General features: G+C 49.1%; 16 protein-coding genes and 1 pseudogene. 7 read left to right on the top strand and 10 right to left on the bottom strand.

All coding sequences use genetic code 11. From position 1 onward, the window contains the following. Nucleotides 1-42: 42 nt before the first annotated feature. Nucleotides 43-552 (bottom strand): hypothetical protein, encoded by a 510-nt coding sequence (locus EQP46_RS02175; RefSeq protein ID WP_240671607.1) that lies wholly within the window; start codon nt 550-552, stop codon nt 43-45. Nucleotides 553-1135: 583 nt separating this feature from the next. On the opposite strand from EQP46_RS02175, the gene EQP46_RS02170 reads away from it, so the two are divergent. Continuing rightward, nucleotides 1136-1837: a tRNA (adenine(22)-N(1))-methyltransferase gene (locus EQP46_RS02170; protein ID WP_129492077.1), complete on the top strand. Its 702-nt coding sequence runs from the start codon at nt 1136-1138 to the stop codon at nt 1835-1837. On the opposite strand, the gene EQP46_RS02165 is transcribed toward EQP46_RS02170, so the two are convergent. Beyond that, on the bottom strand, nt 1815-2018 hold the full coding sequence (locus EQP46_RS02165) for a hypothetical protein (protein ID WP_129492076.1): 204 nt from the start codon (nt 2016-2018) through the stop codon (nt 1815-1817). The two genes, EQP46_RS02170 and EQP46_RS02165, sit on opposite strands and share 23 nt — an antisense overlap. 154 nt (nt 2019-2172) lie before the next feature. Here EQP46_RS02165 and EQP46_RS02160 point away from each other — a divergent pair, with 154 nt between their 5' ends. Continuing rightward, nucleotides 2173-2796, top strand: coding sequence for a LysE family translocator (locus EQP46_RS02160; RefSeq protein WP_129492075.1), 624 nt, complete (start codon nt 2173-2175; stop codon nt 2794-2796). Between the two features lie 103 nt (nt 2797-2899). Here the strand turns inward: EQP46_RS02160 and EQP46_RS02155 are convergent, their stop codons facing one another. Next, nucleotides 2900-3769 (bottom strand): LysR family transcriptional regulator, encoded by an 870-nt coding sequence (locus EQP46_RS02155; protein WP_129492074.1) that lies wholly within the window; start codon nt 3767-3769, stop codon nt 2900-2902. Between the two features lie 116 nt (nt 3770-3885). Between EQP46_RS02155 and EQP46_RS02150 the strand changes: the two genes are divergently transcribed. Together EQP46_RS02150 and EQP46_RS02145 are read left to right on the top strand one after the other, a co-directional pair. Then, nucleotides 3886-4551: a glutathione S-transferase family protein gene (locus tag EQP46_RS02150; RefSeq protein WP_129492073.1), complete on the top strand. Its 666-nt coding sequence runs from the start codon at nt 3886-3888 to the stop codon at nt 4549-4551. A 212-nt stretch (nt 4552-4763) separates the two neighbouring features. After that, nucleotides 4764-5870: a M20/M25/M40 family metallo-hydrolase gene (locus EQP46_RS02145; RefSeq protein WP_129492072.1), complete on the top strand. Its 1107-nt coding sequence runs from the start codon at nt 4764-4766 to the stop codon at nt 5868-5870. Between the two features lie 92 nt (nt 5871-5962). Here the strand turns inward: EQP46_RS02145 and EQP46_RS02140 are convergent, their stop codons facing one another. The 7 genes from EQP46_RS02140 to EQP46_RS02110 all read right to left on the bottom strand — a co-directional run bounded on the left by EQP46_RS02140 (nt 5963) and on the right by EQP46_RS02110 (nt 15535). Next, complete coding sequence (locus tag EQP46_RS02140) at nt 5963-6595, bottom strand: LysE family translocator (RefSeq protein WP_129492071.1); 633 nt, start codon at nt 6593-6595, stop codon at nt 5963-5965. A 151-nt stretch (nt 6596-6746) separates the two neighbouring features. Beyond that, the gene (locus EQP46_RS02135; protein ID WP_129492070.1) at nt 6747-7595 is read right to left on the bottom strand and encodes an AraC family transcriptional regulator; all 849 of its coding nucleotides are present in this window, start codon (nt 7593-7595) and stop codon (nt 6747-6749) included. 201 nt (nt 7596-7796) lie between these two features. Next, complete coding sequence (locus tag EQP46_RS02130) at nt 7797-8021, bottom strand: hypothetical protein (RefSeq protein WP_129492069.1); 225 nt, start codon at nt 8019-8021, stop codon at nt 7797-7799. Nucleotides 8022-8170: 149 nt separating this feature from the next. Continuing rightward, nucleotides 8171-8701 carry a hypothetical protein gene (locus EQP46_RS02125; RefSeq protein ID WP_129492068.1) on the bottom strand — a complete coding sequence of 177 codons (531 nt, stop codon included), beginning with the start codon at nt 8699-8701 and terminating at the stop codon, nt 8171-8173. Between the two features lies 1 nt (nt 8702). After that, nucleotides 8703-9524 carry a hypothetical protein gene (locus EQP46_RS02120; RefSeq protein ID WP_129492067.1) on the bottom strand — a complete coding sequence of 274 codons (822 nt, stop codon included), beginning with the start codon at nt 9522-9524 and terminating at the stop codon, nt 8703-8705. Nucleotides 9525-9552: 28 nt separating this feature from the next. Then, a complete protein-coding gene (locus tag EQP46_RS02115; protein ID WP_129492066.1) occupies nt 9553-9810 on the bottom strand; it encodes a hypothetical protein in 258 nt (85 codons plus the stop codon). Nucleotides 9811-10108: 298 nt separating this feature from the next. Next, the gene (locus EQP46_RS02110; RefSeq protein WP_129492065.1) at nt 10109-15535 is read right to left on the bottom strand and encodes a DUF4114 domain-containing protein; all 5427 of its coding nucleotides are present in this window, start codon (nt 15533-15535) and stop codon (nt 10109-10111) included. A 429-nt stretch (nt 15536-15964) separates the two neighbouring features. Here EQP46_RS02110 and EQP46_RS02105 point away from each other — a divergent pair, with 429 nt between their 5' ends. The 3 genes and pseudogenes from EQP46_RS02105 (at nt 15965) to EQP46_RS02095 (ending at nt 19523) form a co-directional block, all read left to right on the top strand. Next, nucleotides 15965-16981 carry an alpha/beta hydrolase gene (locus EQP46_RS02105; RefSeq protein WP_129492064.1) on the top strand — a complete coding sequence of 339 codons (1017 nt, stop codon included), beginning with the start codon at nt 15965-15967 and terminating at the stop codon, nt 16979-16981. A gap of 148 nt (nt 16982-17129) precedes the next feature. Then, nucleotides 17130-17585 (top strand): annotated as a pseudogene (locus EQP46_RS02100) (glutamate--cysteine ligase family protein); the annotation flags it as partial. Nucleotides 17586-17840: 255 nt separating this feature from the next. Next, nucleotides 17841-19523 carry an ABC transporter ATP-binding protein gene (locus tag EQP46_RS02095; RefSeq protein ID WP_241744721.1) on the top strand — a complete coding sequence of 561 codons (1683 nt, stop codon included), beginning with the start codon at nt 17841-17843 and terminating at the stop codon, nt 19521-19523. Nucleotides 19524-19535: the final 12 nt, after the last annotated feature.

Raw genomic sequence — 19535 nt, 5'->3', positions numbered from 1 at the left:
CGAGCGACGCGGCAACCTGTGGCGTTTTTATTTGGGACAGTGTCAGAGAATCTTACTGGCTATTTTCTGGCAACGCGTTGTGCCATTGCTTTCGTTTGACTTTGTAAACGCGGATTGAGATAGCCAAGAAATATCCCACTCTGACGATTTTGTGCGCATCAACCCTTTACGTAGAATCGACACAAGTGGCTTCGATATGTCGTTATTTGCTTCCACATCGAAGTCGTTATTATTTTCCACCAGTTTCCCGTCTTTTAAATTCCACTCCCCTTGCGCAGACACATTAAATGAATATGCATCCATTGGCTTAGGGTTTTGAATTGTCGAGATGGCTTGTGTATCTAAACCGCCGTCGCTGAGGTAAGTGATGTCTGCATTAAACGCGGTATTTTCGCTCGGTGATGAGACGGAAGTGCATTGCCATGAACCCAATAAACTCGTTTTCATATCAATGTATTGAAGATTGCTGCTTGCCAATTGCTGTTGTGTGTTGTCAGTCGATGCGCAGCCCGATACTGCCGCGCAAATCATGAGCGGTATGAGTCCCTTCACGATACTGTGTCCCTTTTGTCTAACCATTCGTAATAAATAACGGTGCGAAGCACGGTTATTAATATTGAAAATAATAAAGCTGGGGTATTAGGTATTGCTGTTATTTTTATATGACTTTATTGTCATCAATTGTCTAATTTAGCAATCGATGAATTGGCGATGTTTATTGCCAATGCAAGGCGCGCATATTCTATTTATTGTTTATCGTGCAATGCGAGAAAATAATATCTTGGTTTCACATTGCTGAGTGTCAACAGGATGAGATTGTCGAAGATAATCCGCGACAGGTGTGTTAGCCATCACAGAAATGAATTGAAAATCGAAAGGGTGCGTAACCCCGTGTCACCTGCAAACTGTTTTCCGCGTTTTGTGGTCGGCTGGAACGTGATAATGAAAGAGGCTATAGGTCACGTTTTTAAAGGGAGAGGCTTCTTTCTGGAAGGACAAAACAGAAGGGAAAAATGTCTCGTTAAACAGGCAATCAAGGTTTTGTGATTCCACACATTGGGATTACAATGCGCCGGATTTTTCATTACTCCGCAAAACCGCCTTCCCGCGCGTATGCTTTCAGACGGACACCCCCTTGAAACTCAGTAAAAGATTGACGCAAATCGATGCGATGGTTGCATCGGGTTATGACCATGTGTGGGACTGTTGTTGTGACCATGGTTTTCTTGGTTCAGCCTTACTTGCCCGCAGTGCCGCACCGCATATCCATTTTGTCGATATAGTTCCCGCACTCATGGACACGGTGAACCAGAAGCTACAGCGGTACTTTGTGCATGCAACTTCCGCATGGACCACGCACTGCATCGATGTTGCAGCGCTGCCTTTATCGCAATATCACGGGAAGCATTTGGTGATCATTGCCGGCGTTGGTGGCGATCTTATGATGACGTTTATCTCAGCGATTCACCGCCATTACCCTACGCTGGATATCGACTTTCTGCTTTGTCCTGTACGTCAGCAGTTTTTATTGCGCGAACACCTTATCTCGCTCGAGTTTTCAATGCTGCATGAAGCGTTAGTTGCAGAAAACAAGCGGCTGTATGAGGTGCTGTTGGTGTCGACGAAAAGCGATGCAGGATTTCCAATTCACCCCGTCGGTGAGCGTCTTTGGCAAACCCAAACGCCAGAGCAATCAAAAGTGGCGTTGGACTATTTGAACAATACATTGAGCCATTACCGCCGCCTTCAACAAAGCCAGCATGCCTCGGTTTCTCATATCGTTGAAGCGTATCAATCGGTGAGGTTGGACGCGTTCATTGAACGTTGGGAAAGATAAAGAAATAAAAGCCGCCGTAGAAAAAGATAAACAGGATAAACGCGAAGAGTCCTGCGAAGAAATGCGACTTGTTTTCGTAATAGTCGATGAACCCGCCTGCAAAGAAAATGCGTTTGGTGATGAAGGCGTAAACCACGTTCACGAATGACACGATAGCGGCGATGAGAAAAATGATGTCCATATGTGTTCCAGCAACCTTTGAAACCCGGGATTCTACGTGATCAAATCTCGACGATAAGATTTGCTCTTCCTCGTGAAAAACTTTCATCGATAGTGTTCACATTTCTGTGTTAGCTTCGTGGAATAACAAAGCGAAAAAACACGGAGGAGTCGACATGACGTTGGAAGGGGCGATTACGTTCACCATCGCAATATTCATTTTTGTCATCACGCCTGGGCCTGGCATTTTTGCGTTAGTGGCTCGAGCCATGACGCGAGGTGCAAAAGACTGCTGGGCGTTGGCGTCTGGTATGGTGCTCAGCGATTTGGTGTACCTCATCTTGGCCTGTTTTGGTCTGGCGACCATTGCGGAAAATTATGCCACCCTGTTTGTGGTTATTCGTTATGTGGGTGCGGCGTACCTTATCTACTTGGGTTACAAAATGTTTGTCGCCTTGCCGCAAGTGCAAGACTTGGCAGATCAATCCGAGACCAAGCACTCAGGCCATGTGGCGGCATTTGTGCAGGGCTTTTTGATTTCGGCATCAAACCCTAAAGTGATTTTGTTTTATATCGCATTTTTGCCAACCTTCATGGATCTAACGGTAATGAGCTTAGGCGATGTGGCATTGGCGGTTGTGCTGGCGTGTTTTGCTTTGATGAGTGGCGCGATGCTGATGGCATTTGGCGCGGCGCGTATGGCACGCATGCTGAAAACGGAAGCTGCACAGCGCAAACTGAACCGATGCGCGGGCTCTGTCATGATTGGTGCGGGCGCGTATTTGGCTGTGAGCCGATAGAGGCTTAAAACGGCTTTCTGACGCGCCATTTCAAACAACAAAAAAGCAGCCGGAAAGGCTGCTTTTTTTGTGTCTGTCGTTGGGGGGGTACTTCCTAAATAGCCTAAGCGATATTGGCTTGCTCGCTGCGTGTTGACGCAAACGCTTGTGTCAGTGTCGACACCACAAACGCCGACAATAAGGGGTGCGAGCGTGTCGCGGTGATCAGCACAATATCAATGGCGGGTAACGGCGGAAGATTCCCATGGGTGATCACGTTGAGACCGTCTGGCACACTGCTGGAAGCCATAGCGGAAATCGCGAGGTTGTTTCTGACCAAGCCTTTCAGTGTGGAGGCGCTGGTGGTGAAAGCATACAAATCCACATCAATGCCGAATTTTCCCAGCCCATCCAATGCCGTGGTGTGAAACTTACAATTCTTATCGAAAAGAGCAAGGGGCAGGGGGCGCTGCAATGGAAGTTGTTTGTCGCTGCCCATGATCCACACGCCTTGGTCATGTAGCAGCAACCAACCTTCATCAGAATCAGGGGCTCGCGTTACCACTGCCGCGTCAAGTTCTCCGCTGTCTAAACGTTGTCGAATACGCGTGCTGGATGCGCACAACACATCAAAGGTGATGTGCTGATTTACGTGTGCCCTAAGTGATTCGAGAAGCTGTGGCAGCAGGCTCTCCGCATAATCGTCAGGGCAGCCAATACGGATCGGGCGAGACGCATCTTCCTGTTTAAAGGCGATCAAGGCTTCATCATGTCCAGCAACCAGTCGTCTCGCGTGGCTTACCAGCCGTTGCCCTGACAAGCTCAAACTGAGTGGGCGTTTATCGCGATCAAACAACGCACTGCCCAGCTCTTCTTCAAGCCGCTTAATCTGCATGCTAATGGCTGATTGGGTGCGATGGATTTGGGCTGCTGCGCGCGTGAAACTGCCAGTGTCGACAATCGCGAGAAAGCTTCTGAGTGAGTCGATGTCCATGACAGATTTTTCCGTACATCACAAAAGCGAATACTTAGTATCAATACTTTGCGTTAGAAACCTAACGGCTTATTCAGCATACTGGTTTCATCAACGTAAATGCAAAGGAGTGCAAAGTGAAACTATTTATTGCAAACAAAAACTACTCGACTTGGTCATTGCGCGGTTGGCTAGTACTTCGTGGTTTCGACATTGATTTTGAAGAAGTGGAATTGCCTCTTTTTACCGACGAATTCTACACCGAACTAAAAAAACACAGCGGTGCGGCGAAGGTCCCGATGCTGGTGGATAATGGTGTTCCAGTCTGGGAGTCACTTGCTATTTGCGAATACGTGAACGAGCAATATTTGCAAGGAAAAGGTTGGCCAGAAAACGCGGCTGACCGTGCCAAAGCTCGTGCCATTTCTTCTGAAATGCACGCTGGTTTTGGTGGAGTTCGCAGTGAAATGCCAATGAACATTCGTGGTCGCCGCAGAATCACGCCCTCTGAAACCTGCCTAAAAGATGTGCAGCGCATTGACGATATTTGGGCAGAACAAATGGAGGTGTTTGCGGATAAAGGCGGCTATCTGTTTGGTGACTTCTCCATTGCGGACGCCATGTATGCGCCCGTTGCGCTTCGTTTCCTCACTTACGGCGTTCAACTGTCCGAGAAGGCCCAAATCTATGCGGATAACATTCTTGCAAACGCGGCGGTGCAGCAGTGGGTGGAAGAATCTAAGCAAGACTTGAGCGTGGTGCCGGAAGACGAAGCCGGTATCGAAATCAATGCGTATGCCTAGCGTCTCGACGAAAAGCGCGAAACATACCGAGTAGTAACACTCTCTCAATCTATCGATTTACCATACCTTTGACGGGCGAAAGCCCGTCTTTTTTTGCCCCAAACAGTCAGTTTGTCACCAAATCGGCCATTTCTTTGATGTAACCCATCTAATCGGTTTTTCACTTCCATTTAAGGTGTGGCTTCATCCCGCAGAAAAGAAGTCGCACACCGATGACAAACATTAATCAAGAAAGACTGGTAGAGCATTTTATTGAGCTGGTGAAAATTGACAGCGAGTCAGGTAACGAGAAAGCCGTTGCTGAAGTGCTTGCTGAACAACTGGGTCAAATGGGCTTTGAAGTGACGAAGCTTCCTGTTCCAGACACCATCTCAAATGGCTTTAACATCTACGCGAAACTGCAAGGCGAGCTTGAAGGCAGCATTGTTTTCAGCAGCCACATGGATACGGTAACACCGGGTATCGGTATCGAGCCAATCATTGAAGATGGCATTATCCGTTCGAAAGGCAACACCATTTTGGGTGGCGATGACAAATCTGGCATTGCAGCGGTGATGGAAGCGGTTCGCACCATCAATGCGAATGGCGAAGCGCACAAGACAATTGAAGTTGCTTTCACCGTGTATGAAGAGCTTGGCCTAGAAGGCGCGAAGCACTTCGACATGAGCAAGATTGAGTCGAACCAAGCGATCGTGCTTGATTCAGGCGGCAACATTGGCACCATCATTACCACGGCACCGGGTCAGCAAAGCTTGAAGGTGACCATCAAAGGTAAGCCAGCGCACGCAGGTTTGGCACCTGAAACGGGCATTAACGCCCTTACGGTAGCAGCCGACGCGATCAGCAACATGACGCTAAGCCGTATTGACCATGAAACCACCGCAAACATCGGCGTGGTGCGTGGCGGACAAGCGACTAACATCGTGATGCCTGAGCTATACATTGAAGCGGAAGCGCGTTCATTGGACGACGAGAAGCTGGCGAAGCAAGTGGCTCACATGGTGTCAACGTTTGAAGCGGCGGCTGAGAAGCACGGTGCAGAGATCGAGATCGAATCTACCCGTTCTTACAACGCTTACCGCATCGCGGATGACAACCCACACGTTGTTGCGATCAAAGCAGCGTTCGAAGCCATTGGTATTGAGCCAATGACCAAACCAACGGGCGGCGGTTCTGATGCGAACGTCTTCAACGAAAAAGGCCTAACCACGGTTAACTTGTCTACCGGTATGTCGAAAGTTCACACCACTGATGAGTTCATCGCGATTGCAGATATGGTGTCAGTGACTGAATTTATTCGCGCATATCTGACGCGTTAATGTCCACCGCACTGTTGAGCTGAACATCACATGCCGCCCTTAATACGGGCGGCATTTTTTTATCTGAAACACGTGGCGTGAAGGCGTTGTTTCTAACCAAACCAGACACTCAGGCTGTGTTCTATGCAAATGGACAGGGCAACGTATATCAATAAAACCGCCATTGTCCGCGTGAAATACGCAACGTAGCGAGGGTTTTCAATTTTTCGTCCAAGCGCGCTGCCGATCAGCGAATAGGATAAGGGTGCACCAAAAGCCAGTATTGATAGGGCGATTGACCACAACACACCGGCCGAACCGTTGATGTCAGCAGCGGGAAATTGGATGGTGACGATCGGCAATGTTGCCACCAGCCCTTTCGGGTTGAGCAATTGCACGGTTAAGCCTTGGCGAAAGCTTAAGGTGTCAGTCGCCTGCGCATTTTGCTTGTCTGATGTGCCTGTCAGCGGGGAGGCTTGCTGAAAACTTGCGCGCAGCAATTTGCTGGCAAGGTAAAGAATATAGCCGCTTCCTAGCAGGCTGGTGTAGGGCAATACATGAGGGCTAATCAGTGAGCTTCCCAGAAAGCTAAGCCCAAGAAATAGCAATAACATGGCAACGCCGACGCCCGCGAAGAAGCCAACATTTTGCTTGGTTTCTCCGTTAACCCCTCCGTTTAAGCTAAGAAAATTGACGGGGCCAGGGGAATACATGATGCCAAATGCATACGTCCAAATTTCAAACATAAAGAGAAGCCTCTTGGTATAGACGAGCGAATGCCTTGCCTCTGATTTCGCCCGTTGTGGCAAAAAGTGCAGCGGTGTGATTTACCGCGTGATAGGACGCGAGCGTGTAGTGAGCGGATCGATGCAGGGATCCATCATGTCGATGAATGACCTAGCTGAGAGCGGGTGGCGGCAGGGCGCGTATCTGGAGTTGGTATTGTTTTGGGGTCATGCCGTAGACACGTTTGAAGCGTCTATTTAAATGGCTGCTGTCGGAAAAGCCAAAGGCTTGTGCTACATCGCTGGAAGGTAAGCCAGATTCCAACGCTTTACGTGCACCATTGATGCGGCAATTGAGCACGTATTGGTGTGGCGTGATGCCAAATTGCGCGCGAAATAATCGGATGAAATGAAACTTCGACATCGATGCGGCGTTAGCGATGTCATCAATGGCGATGTCTTTGTGAAGCTCTGCTTGGATATAGTCTTTCGCGCGTAACAGTAACGATTCTTTGCGGCTCGATGTTTCCATTTCATCAAGCAAGCCTGCACTCGACACCATGGCGTGCGAAAGCTGAAATAAGGCAGATTCTTGCTCTATGCGACTGCTTTGCGGGTCTTTCAATACTGAGGCCATGATCAGGGCTTGGTTACGCAGATCAACATTGTCGATACAACACCCTTCGATGCGGAGTGAGCTGGATTGTTTCACGCCAAGCGCTCTGAATTGACTCTCTACGCTTACGGGGTGCACATAGAGCATCAAGTATTCCAAATCTTGCTGGCCTCCCGCACTGCCATCATGCACGTCTTCAGGGTTGAACAGTAATACGCTGCCTGCGGGGTTTTTGTGAAATGCCCCTTGGCAGAAGAAATCTTGTCGCCCTTGTAAGGTGACGCCGATTGAAAACTCCTCGTGAGCGTGTTTGTCGTAGGTGAAGTCGCGCATATTGGCATCAAGCACTGACACACCGTTGAGGTGCGTGCTATTTACAAACTGGAAGCGATTACTTGAGTCCACGATGACAGTCCTTTGGGTTCTATTAACATCTTGGCAAACTATATGAGAGAAGAGAAAGCAAAACTTGAACAAAATTGCGCATCGTAAAAGGGAGGGCGTAACTTCAGATTGTTTGGGCATTAAGGAATCGACAAAGAAAAAGAGGCCGTTTCTTTAGAAACGGCCTCTTTTCAATCATCAATTTTTAGTGTTCATCGTGCTTTAAAAGCCGCTTCCACTTTCGGGATAACCAAATGTTGAACCGCAGTGGTCACACTGTTGGTAAGAAGAGCCAAGCATCACATCAATGGAGTTAGAAATCATGATGGTTGCGCGGTGGAAAAAAGTGCTGTTCTCGTCAGCTTTCAGTGGCTCTAGGTCAATACGCTGGTGCGACGTCATGCACGCACATTCGTTACAAAATAGCTTATTTTCTTGGTCTGCCATGTCGCCTTCCTTGGTTCGGTGAACAGATTCGGATGACTTCACCCTACGTAGCGTGACGCTGAAAAATAGGTTACCGTCTTATATTTGTGACTTACATCACCATATCTGATGATAACTGATGACGATTTGAACACCACGAACAGAAACCTTTACGAAGACGTTGAATGCTGGACGCTCTCTTGTTTTGCGATCTTCTTTCGTGCATTGATCGCGCAGCCTTTGTCATTCACTGGGCCTGATACCGCTAAAAATAGGGGAGGGGTAGCTGTATCTGGAGACAGCAAACCTTCGACGCTATATTTCAATCTTGCCGTATATGCATGAGCTGTGAGCATTGAATTTATTGGCTCTCCGTCTAGGAAGTATTGGATGTCATTTTTATTAAGGTACTGTGCGAGTAGCATGTTATCGCTCGCGTCTTCACCCAGAATATTAACCAATACTTCCTGATGGCATTGGGCTCGTGAGAGCACATACACATAGCTGCTGTTATTGGTGTTTAATGCTGTTTTTAAATCAAGTGTCCACCCTGAGCTTTCTATGGTCTTTAAGAAGTGAGTCTCTGTTTTTTCTTGCTGCGTGATGGCGGCAGTGCTCGTATAGCGAGCAACCTTTTGACCAAGACTCACTGTGGCGATGAGGATGAATAGAAAAATACAACCGTAGTGGGTTCGCATCATGTTATGCCTCCCTAACAGCATTTATTGGCGTTTTTTTGTCACTGAACAGCAGAGCAGATGCGGCAATTAGGGTAAGTAATACATTGTAAACTTCGAGCCCGACACCTTCATGGACAACCAGGTAAATATCGTAACTTATTGCCATTATGCCGATGCGCACGATGTTAAGTGACATCAATAGAACAATGATGGTGATTGGCCAAAGTGGGCGAATTGACTGTCCGCCTTTCAAAAAGAACAAAGACACCCATCCCAGCATGACGAAAGACACATTGGAAAAACACGAACAGCCAATGCCGATGGAAAGATCATGGTTTCCGGCAAAAAGAAGGTGATTTCCGTTGATAATGAGCCCGTCATAAAGTAGCGAAAGCGTAGACCCAATGAGCCAAGTCTCAGCATCTAGTATTGGCGATGATGTGATTTTGAAAAGACAGGATTTCCAGATAAAGCTGCCCGCAATCATAAGCCATAGAAGCTGCTGCGGTTTGGCACGTTGACAGAAGTAGATGCGCCATACTGATGCACACGCTAAACCTACCCATGCCACCAGGGTGCTAGGAATCAGGCAAGCAAGTGAGAGGACGAGACAAGGAACGATAACATTATATGGCTTGTGCTTGTCTTTTCCCCGCTTTCTGTGAAGACACATTATGGTAAATAACGAGACAATCAAGACGGCGGGGAAAGGGTCGTTGGATTCTCCGTTAACCCAAAGAATGAGATTGTAAGAGAGCCCATTCGCGACCGTTAGCAAGGCCAAAACAACATAAACGGTTTCGGTAAAGAAATTGGTTTTGTCATTACGATTTTGGGCTTTCATGCCTATCACCGTGAGGTCTATTTAGAGACTAGGTCGCCGTGTTATCAGTATGTGGAATCTTGGCTTTTCTGCGCTGTAATACAAAACCAACTGCGCCTGCAAGAAGTAATACACCCGAACTAATTGCACTTGCGCCAAAATCGCCCATTGGAGCACTAGAACTTGAGGCACAGTGTGGGTTACCCACGTGTTTACCATTTCCACAAACGGCATCAGGAACTGCATAGGCCGCCGTTGAACACGCCAGTAGAGTGACAAAACCAAGGGGTCGATAATATGTTTTCATTGTGATCTCCTGAGTGTGATGTGCGTAGCTGTCTGGTTTCAAAATAAAATTCAATTTGAAGAGAGATTTTCAATTTGCACTTATCCAATGGTGAATTGAGTAAAATTGCTCTCTTCCATTGATAAAGTTCAAACGCTGTGCCAATAAATGAGGTTGTATGATTTTTTCATTCAAACTGTGAAGATAAATTGACTGGGAGGAAGGGCTGATGCACAACCCGAGAAGAGAGAATATGGAATGAAGCAACAAGAAAAAGGCCTGCAGATGCAGGCCTTTCAGCAGATATTACCGCCTCAGGTTAATCGACGCTGATGAGGATGCGACTTTCTTCGAGCATGGTTGTAATCACATCTGAACCTGTTGATGTTCCCGCCATACCGAGGTTTTCAGCCAGCTCTTCCACTGACGTGTTGCTGAACACGATTTGCTGGTCAATCACGTCACCATCTGTAGAGATAGAAAGAATGGCTTCGTCGTCTTCATTGTTTTCGAGTGACACAAGATAATCACCAATGTTTTCATTTTGGATGCCATCAAGCACATCGGTGAAATCCAACACATCGAGAGACGGGGAGTAATCCGTGATGGTGTCGATGGTCAATGGCGCTGCATCCCCTTGCAGGAAGGCAAAGGTGTCTGAACCTTCTCCGCCTGTGAGTGTGTCAGAACCTTTGCCACCAATGATGAGGTCATTCCCTAAGCCACCATCGATGTCATCATCACCCAAACTGCCGTACAGGCCATCGTTACCTTCTTCGCCGCGAAGGACGTTGTTGTCTTCGTCGCCAATCAGCAGGTTGTTGCCTTCGGTGCCTACCAGTTCGTCGTCATCGACCAATGCGTGAAGGTCTTTATCGACGTCTTCACCCGCTTTAATGTCTAACGTGCTTTCGGCATGCTCACCGAGCTCGTTCACAAGTACCAGATCGAAATGCTCAAGTTGGTCTTCAGCAATCGCATCATCAATCAAGTGATAAGCGTATTCACCTTCTGCATGGCGTGGGTCGTCGCGTCCAAAGAGAGTGAGTTCACCTTTTTCTGTTTCGATCACTACAGTGGATTCTGGCACCTCGTAAATCGTGCCATCAATATTGATGGACTCGATATGCCAATGGCCAATCATGTCGGCTTCAGAGAGTAGGGCACCTGTCGCGAGGAAGTTGTCGTCAACTTGTGCCACCACGGCGTGCTCATCAAAAGAGAGCATGCTTGATTGCGCAATCAAGGCATCGAAGTCATCATTTGACAAGAATTCAAAATTGCTTTCATCAAGGTCATCTACCGCTACATCCACCAAGCGCAACGTGTTGTCACCCAGCGTGATCAAGGTGTCCAAGCCATCTTGTGTGAGTGTGATCCCCGCGAGCGTGAGTACACCGACAGAGCGAGGTAGCGAGATTTTGTCATCACGGACGCTGAAATCAGAAACGGTGTCGTTACCTTTACCGTCGAACAGCACTACGTTATTGCCGCTGCCTAGGGTGATGGTATTGTTACCTTCACCACCGTATACCACGTCGCTGCCGCTGCTGCCGTAAAGGTTATCGTTACCTTTGCCTCCAACCATGATGTCATCACCGCTGCCGCCGTTCAGATCATCATCGCCTAAACCGCCGGATAGGATGTCGTTGTCGTTACCGCCATAAATCGTGTCGTTACCGTCACCACCGTTGACAGCGTCATTGCCGTTACTGCCGTACAGGATATCTGCGCCTTCGCCGCCGTTGACGATATCGTTACCAACGCCGCCGTACATCAAGTCATCACCGAGACCGCCGTCTAAGTTGTCATTGCCCGCGTCGCCCCATAGGCTGTCGTTGCCTTGCCCGCCAATTTGCGTGTCATTGCCGATACCACCGTAAAGCAGGTCATCACCTCTGCCACCCATGAGCAGGTCATTATCTTCTGCGCCGTAGAGTGCGTCGTTTCCGTCGTTACCGTGAAGAACATCATCGCCGGTGCCACCTTGTAATTCATCTGCACCGAGGCCGCCGTTGAGGGTGTCGTTGCCTTCATCACCATGAATCAAGTCGGCACCTCGGCCACCATTTAGCGTATCCTGGCCAGTGCCACCTTTGAGTTCGTCATTGCCACGACCGCCAAAGAGCATGTCATCGCCCGCGTCACCTTTGACGTAGTCACTGCCTTTACCGCCGCGCACAACGTCGTTGTCATCGCCGCCAAATAAGCGGTCGTTGCCTATGCCACCATGGAGCGTATCTTCGCCCGATGCGCCATATACTTCGTCGTTACCTCTGCCACCGTTCAGAGTGTCATCACCGGTACCGCCTTGTAATTCATCATTACCCCGACCACCTAACAGTGTGTCGTCGCCCGCATCGCCGTGGAGAACATCGGCGCCTCTTCCACCTTTGAGAATGTCGTTACCGATACCTCCATCGAGATTGTCATTCCCTTTGCCGCCGAGCAGGGTGTCGTCACCCTCTTCACCTTTAAGCAGGTCGTTACCTAAGCCGCCATTGAGGGTATCTTGGCCTGTGCCACCTTTGAGTTCATCACTGCCGCGACCGCCGTAGAGCATGTCGTCGCCCGCATCGCCTTTGACGTAATCATTGCCTTTACCGCCATGAACGATGTCGTTATCGTCGCCACCAAACAGACGGTCAGCACCGAGGCCACCTTGAAGATTATCAGCACCTGCTGCGCCATAAAGTTCGTCGTTTCCTCGGTTACCTTTCAGCGTGTCATTGCCAACACCGCCTTGAAGTTCATCCGCGCCAAAACCGCCGAGTAAGGTGTCATCGCCTTCATCTCCGTGGAGAATATCAGCGCCTCTTCCACCTTTGAGCACGTCGTTACCCATGCCGCCGTCAAGGTTGTCATTCCCTTTGCCGCCGAGTAGGGTGTCGTCGCCCTCTTCACCTTTGAGCAGGTCGTTACCTAAGCCGCCATTGAGGGTATCTTGGCCTGTGCCACCTTTCAGCTCATCGCTGCCGCGACCGCCGTAAAGCATGTCATCGCCCGCGTCGCCTTTAACGTAGTCGTTGCCTTTTCCGCCTTTCACAACATCGTTGTCATCACCACCGAACAAACGGTCAGCGCCGATCCCACCATGCAGGTCATCTTCACCTGAACCGCCGTAAAGTGAATCTTGGCCTTGGTTGCCACGTAAAATGTCGTTGTCATCGCCGCCTTGCAGCACATCAGCACCAAGCCCGCCATTGAGGACATCGTCGCCTTCTTCACCGCGAAGTAGGTCAGCGCCACGTCCGCCGTTTAAGGTGTCATTGCCGTCACTGCCGCGAAGCTCATCATTCCCGCGTCCGCCGAAGAGTGTGTCATCGCCGTTGTCGCCTTTGACATAATCATCGCCTTTGCCGCCATGTAAAACATCGTTGTCATCACCGCCGTAAAGTCGGTCAGCGCCTCGACCACCGTGTAGGTTGTCTTCGCCTTCAGCGCCATAAAGCATGTCGCTGCCTTGATTGCCGCGCAGCACATCGTCACCGAGTCCACCTTGCAATTCATCTGCGCCGCGTCCGCCTTTCAGAACGTCATCACCCACGCCGCCGTGGAGTTCGTCGTTGCCTTTACCGCCATTCAGGATATCGTTGCCAGTACCGCCGTTGAGGTCATCAGCACCTCGGCCACCGAACAGGCGATCATCGCCGGATTCACCAAAGATTTTGTCATCACCTTGGTTGCCGTAAAGGGTGTCTGCATGGCCAGTAAACTCGTAAACAACACCGTCGATTTCCACGGTTTCGTAAACTTCAGCCAGTGACACTTGGTCAATCAACGCGCCATAGCTGTCAGATTGTCCTTCACCTTTAAACGTGACCGTGACGCTTTCTGTACCTTCTGGCACAACAAACAAGGCTTCGAAAGAGTGGAAGCTCTCATTCGATTGGGTGTTGTCAAAGAACTGTGAATAAAGGACGTTGCCTTCGTTATCTGCGACTTCAACCGAGAATTGACTGGTCTCTGTGTTGCCACCGCGATAGCGGTTTGCATAATCGAAGCTCAAAGAAAGCGGGGAGGTTGAATCTGCAGAAATACCAGATACATCAACGGTTTGTTGTACGGTTGCATTCGCCGTCGAATCTAACTCCATAACAGTGTTGGACGTGCTGTTTTGTGGGCCACCGCCAAAGCTGCCTTGTTGGAATTCCATGCGAACGTTGTCTGGTGTGCTCCAGCCTTCCACTTGATCGTCTTGGAAAAGCCCCCAGCGGTTGCCTGCATCATTACCCCACGCTTCAAATTCACCGTTTACCAGCTCACTTTCGCCGCGTGTTGCGTTGTCGCCGTCGTCGCCAAAGATTACGTCGTCGCCACGACCGCCGCGGATGGTGTCATTGTCGCTATTGCTGTCGTCAATGACAGGGTTTTGTGTGACATTGAGATCGAACGTGACATCGTTGTAGTTTGCGTCACCCAAATCCCAAAGATCTTCCCAACGAGAGCGGGTACCGTCAAAGTTTTCATGGTCTTCGCCGTCACCATTGGCGTTATCATCAGAAACAAAAACATCGAGAGATGCACCGTTTTGAGTGACGGTTGGGCGAGCGAGGCTTAAATCAAGTTCGACATCGCCAACGTCAAATCCATTGCTCCCCCCATTTGGCACCAAGAAAAATCCGAGTGTTTCTGCACCAGAAGGTGAGATACTGATATCGACGTTGTCCGCCGTTTTCGCGTTTGTAATGAGTACTTGCGCTTCGGTGACATTACCGTTGCCATCAAGCAAGTAATAGCCAACGCTGTTTCTGTATCCTGCAATGCTGTCTACGTCAGAGATAGAGATGCTCACGTCCCCATCACCTTGAAGCGTAAACAAGCTGCTATTGGTTTGGTGTTCGAGTTCTATTGGGTCTGCATCTACATTGCCTGAATCAGGGGGGCTGTCAGATTCGCCAGCATTCCCGTATAGGCGGTCATCACCTCGGCCACCATTAATAATGTCGTCGCCGCCATCACCTTTGAGGGTATCTTCACCGTTTCTTCCAACGATCTTGTCTCTTTGTTGCGTACCGTCCAGCGCGTCATCATCGGCTGTGCCTTGAATGACGTTATCGAATGCAGGCGGTGCTTCTTGTTGTGGAATCTCGGGCTCCACAGCTTCAATAGGGTCTACTGCGTCTTGAACAGGCGCGTCATCTTCCGGTGGCGCTTGATTGAGCGCAGCGATAGATACGGGATCTTCTTCTACAATGGTGGGTTCTGAACTGTTGTCATTCTGATCATCATTATTCACTGCTGCGCGGCGAGAAGGTGAGAAGGCATCAAAGCGAGTGGTCACCAGTGAATTAAATTGATTCGAAGAAAGGCTGAAGTCGGGATTGAGATCGTTGATGTCGTTGAAAAGCGATTCGAGAAGGGATTCCTGATCTTCATCAACATCATCTTCTTGGTTACCGAGGCCGGCAAAGAAGGTAGGTTGACTAACAGGTTGCCCTGCTGCCGGATCGCTTCCGTCTTGGGCGGTTGGGTCTTCGCCATTGGCAATGGCTTCGACAATACCCTCAACACCCTCGGGCAATTGAAGTTCCTTGTCTTCACCGTTTTCATCGATGAAAACCACCTCGCCATTAAGGGCGACTGAGCTATCAGCCGTATCGACGAATGTGGTTTTGCCTTGTTGAGAGGTTAGTAAATCGCCTCGGCCAATTTGGTCTCCAGCGACTACCTCTCGCGTACCGCCATCTGGCGATACCGCAAAAGCTTTACCCTGTACCTGAGTAACGACAAGCTTCTCATCCATAAATTTTCACCTTCTTCTCGATTTCCTAACGCTCAAAAAGCGCACAGTGCTACAAGGTAAAAAGTAGGCACAAGAATCAAGTGGCTCAAATATAAAATTAATGTCTCATAAATAAGATTTATAAATGAAGGGATTTATTGGTTTTCAAGGGAGAATTAACTGAACTTATACAGCATGTTATTAACATTTTGGGCTGGGATGTAAAATAAAAGGCATGACCAACGGTAAATCCGCAAAACACAGCCATCAGAAAAAGTGTCAAAAAAATAGACAAAAATGAGATTTGCCTATGCAAACAGTGGCATTAATCTGCAAAGGTGTTGCAATGTGCTTTCACTGTTACTTCCATCGCATTCTATTCACGTGAAACCCGTGACGACAACACCTTGTGCTGAAATATTTATTTAGCCCAAGATTAAGGAATATGCCATGCGCTCAGAGGTTGAGGCGATCATTCAAATGAGGGAAGAACACGTTACCTCTGTGAATGTTAAGACAAATAAGAGCGTGATTGAGCGATTCTCTTTTCAAGCGCCTTCACTGCTTGATAATGCGGCAGGGGAAACCGCGAACCGCGACATTGTTGTTTACCTTCCGCCAAGTTACAAAGCATCGCCTGATTGCTTTTACCCGATCGTTTATGTGTTGCATGGCTATGATGCCTCACCAGAAAGTTGGTTTATGCACGTTGAAGGCGAGCTTGCGCTCAATGAGGTCATGGATTCGCTCATTGCATCTGGTGAGGTGGAGGAAATGATCCTTGTGGCGGCGGATGGCACGAACTCTTTGCTGGGCAATTGGTATTTGAACTCAGATGTGTCTGGCAATGCCATGGACTATATCGCCAATGATCTGATTGCAGAGGTAGAGCGCCGATATCGTGCGTGTGGTGATAAACGCGCGTTGTTGGGACATTCTATGGGTGGCTTTGGCGCGTTTAATACCGCTTTTCATTTTCCCAATACCTATCAGGCTGTTGCTGCGTTAAGCCCTGCAGGCATGATGCTTGTCCCTCATGCATACCAAGCGCATGCAGAATTCTTTGACGACCAAATACGCCGTTACTACAACGACGAAGAGGTGGCGTGGTTTATCACCGCCTACCTGTCGATCCTGCGTAGCGTTGCCCCGAATGCAGACAATGCCCCCAGTTTTGTTGCGACCAACATGAAGGACGCAATGGCAGCGCTCGAAGCCCTGGGGCTTTCGCAATTGTCGCAAACACACGCAAAAAGTGTTGGTTCACTGCCGTTTTACACCGAAATAGGCACACAAGAAGACGATGTGTTCGACATGCCAGTGTTGACACAGTTTGAGCAAATGGTCTCCACCATGAAGGAAAATGGTTTGAATATCACACATACCACCTTCGAAGGCGGGCATGTTGACAAAATGACGGACCAAATCACTCGCGCGTTAACGTTTATCGGGCCGTTCATCCGATAACGCCTAATTTGGCGCGTTCTGTTTTATTTTCATTTTTTGTCGTCTTTTCCCTTACGTCATCGTCTTATAAGCAAAGAAACAATAAAAGCCACATGCATAGCGTGTGGCGATTTTAATTAAGCTATTGCTACATATAAGAAAAATGACAATGAAATTAAACCATGTTTTGGCCGGGACGCTAGGAGGCATCCGCCGAGGTATTGAAAAGGAAACCCTTCGCACCACGAAGCGCGGCACATTAGCCCAAACCCCGCACCCTAAATCACTTGGCGCAGCGCTCACTCATCCGTTCATCACCACAGACTTTGCCGAAGCGCAGCTGGAGCTTATTACCCCGGCATTTACCGACAAACTGCAGATGTTTGAACACTTGGCGTCGCTGCATCACTTTGTGGCGACTGAATTGCCACAGGGTGAAACGCTGTGGGCGGGTAGCTTGCCGCCGGTATTGCCGAGCGATGAGGATATTGCGATCGCGCAATATGGCACCTCGAATGCTGCGCAGATGAAAATGAAGTATCGCCAAGGGCTGGCTAACCGTTATGGCAAACGGATGCAAACCATTTCCGGCATTCACTATAATTTTTCATTTCCAGAGCGCTTTTGCGCCGTAAAACTGCCATGACGTGCGATTGCTAATCCTTGCGACAACTAACACATAGATAACCCATGGAACTTATTTGGAAAATGCGCGGGTACATGAAGCTATGCTCGACGACCCGTTTAGCGCGCTCGATATGAAGACCGAATCCTTGGTGAGGCATAACTTGCGCACGTATTTCAGCCACAAATCCATGCTGCTGGTGACACAACGTTTGCCGTGGCCTTTTCGTTTTTGCTGGTAGCAGTCACCGCAGAAATGGCCATCCCTTGGTTGGCAAAAGTCATCATTGATGAAGTGATTGTGCCTCAGCAATTTGAATGGCAGCACCTTGGCTATTTGAGTGCGGCTGTGTTGGCGCTGTATGTTGTGCAAGCGGGTTTCCAATACCTGCAATCGCTCTCGTTCAAACACAGTGCCTTACTGGTGGTGAATGACGTTAGAAAGCAATTGTTTGACCACGTACTCAGGCTGCCCATTGCGGCGTTTGATCGTTTGTCGACGGGGCGCATGGTCTCTTATGTCACCAACGACACTGAGTCATTGCGTGATCTGTTTGTTTCAACGCTTCCGACCATCATTCAAGGCAGTTTGCGCATTATCGGTATTTTCATCGCCATTACGTTGCTGGACTGGCGTTTAGCGGTGATCAGTTTGGCGCTCATTCCTGTGCTGTTGGCGACCATGCAGATCTATCGCAGGGTTTCCACGCCTGTGTTTGATGGTATCCGCGTCCAAATCAGCCACATCAACAACACCATCAGTGAATCGCTGCAAGGCATGTCGTTGGTGCAGGCGTTTCGACAAGAAGATACCTTCAAGGCCAAGTTTGAAAAAGACAACGATGCATGGTTTGGGTTTCGTACCCGTTCCATCGCGGTGGATAGCCTCATGTTGCTGCCGTTTACCCGCCTTGTGGGTTCATTGACGGCACTGGGTATCGTGGCTTGGTTTGGTAGCGCATCACTGCAAACTGTGGTTGAAATCGGCACGCTTTACGCCTTTCTCAACTACATCGAACGTTTCTTCGAACCGTTCAGGCAACTGTCGATGGAGCTACGGAAAATGCAGGTCGCCTTGGTGTCTTCGGCGCGTATTTTCGAGATTTTGGATGCGCCAACACAACACAATCATCAAGAAAATGCACCAACCTTGCCACTTGCGCGAGATAAAGACATCGAGTTCAAGCATGTTCGACTAGCGTATGAAGAGGGCGTAAATGCATTGGACGATGTGAGCTTTGTTGCCAAGAGCGGCCAGTTCACCGCGATTGTTGGCCCAAGCGGCAGCGGTAAAAGCTCAGTGGTGAACTTGCTGATGCGCTTTTATCCGCACCATGAAGGCGAGATTCTGGTGGGTGGACAGCCGATTGATTCGCTGCCTGATGTGCAGATCCGAAGCTTGTTCGGGTTAGTGTCGCAAGACCCGTATCTGTTCAGCGGATCGGTTCGTGAGAACATCGATTTACTGCAGCGAGATGCCAACGCTGAAACGGCGGTGGCTGCGGCAACTGCTGTGAATGCATCGCGATTTATCGCGCGCTTGCCCGAAGGATACGAACACCAACCTGGGCACGGTGGTGCGTCTTTGTCTGTTGGCGAGAAGCAACTGATTGCGTTAGCAAGGGTGTTTGCCCACAGCCCTGACATCTATTTGCTGGACGAAGCGACGGCAAACATTGACAGCGAAACGGAAGAAGCAGTAAAAAGCGCGCTATCGAATATTCAGCATGGACGCACGGTTATCGCCGTCGCGCATCGGTTATCAACGATTAAGAATGCCGACCAAATTTTGGTGATGAGCAAAGGGAAGATTGTTCAACGAGGTACACACGACGAGCTGGTCTCGCAGCCGGGTGAATATCGCGAGTTATACCTCGCGCAGAAAGAACAAGAAGAACATGAAACTGAAAATGCCCATCTCGGTTTGGCAACAGCATGAGGCCATGGAGAG

The organism is Enterovibrio baiacu, assembly GCF_004120195.1.
GTDB lineage: Bacteria > Pseudomonadota > Gammaproteobacteria > Enterobacterales > Vibrionaceae > Enterovibrio > Enterovibrio baiacui.
This window is presented reverse-complemented; position numbering and strand designations above follow the sequence as displayed.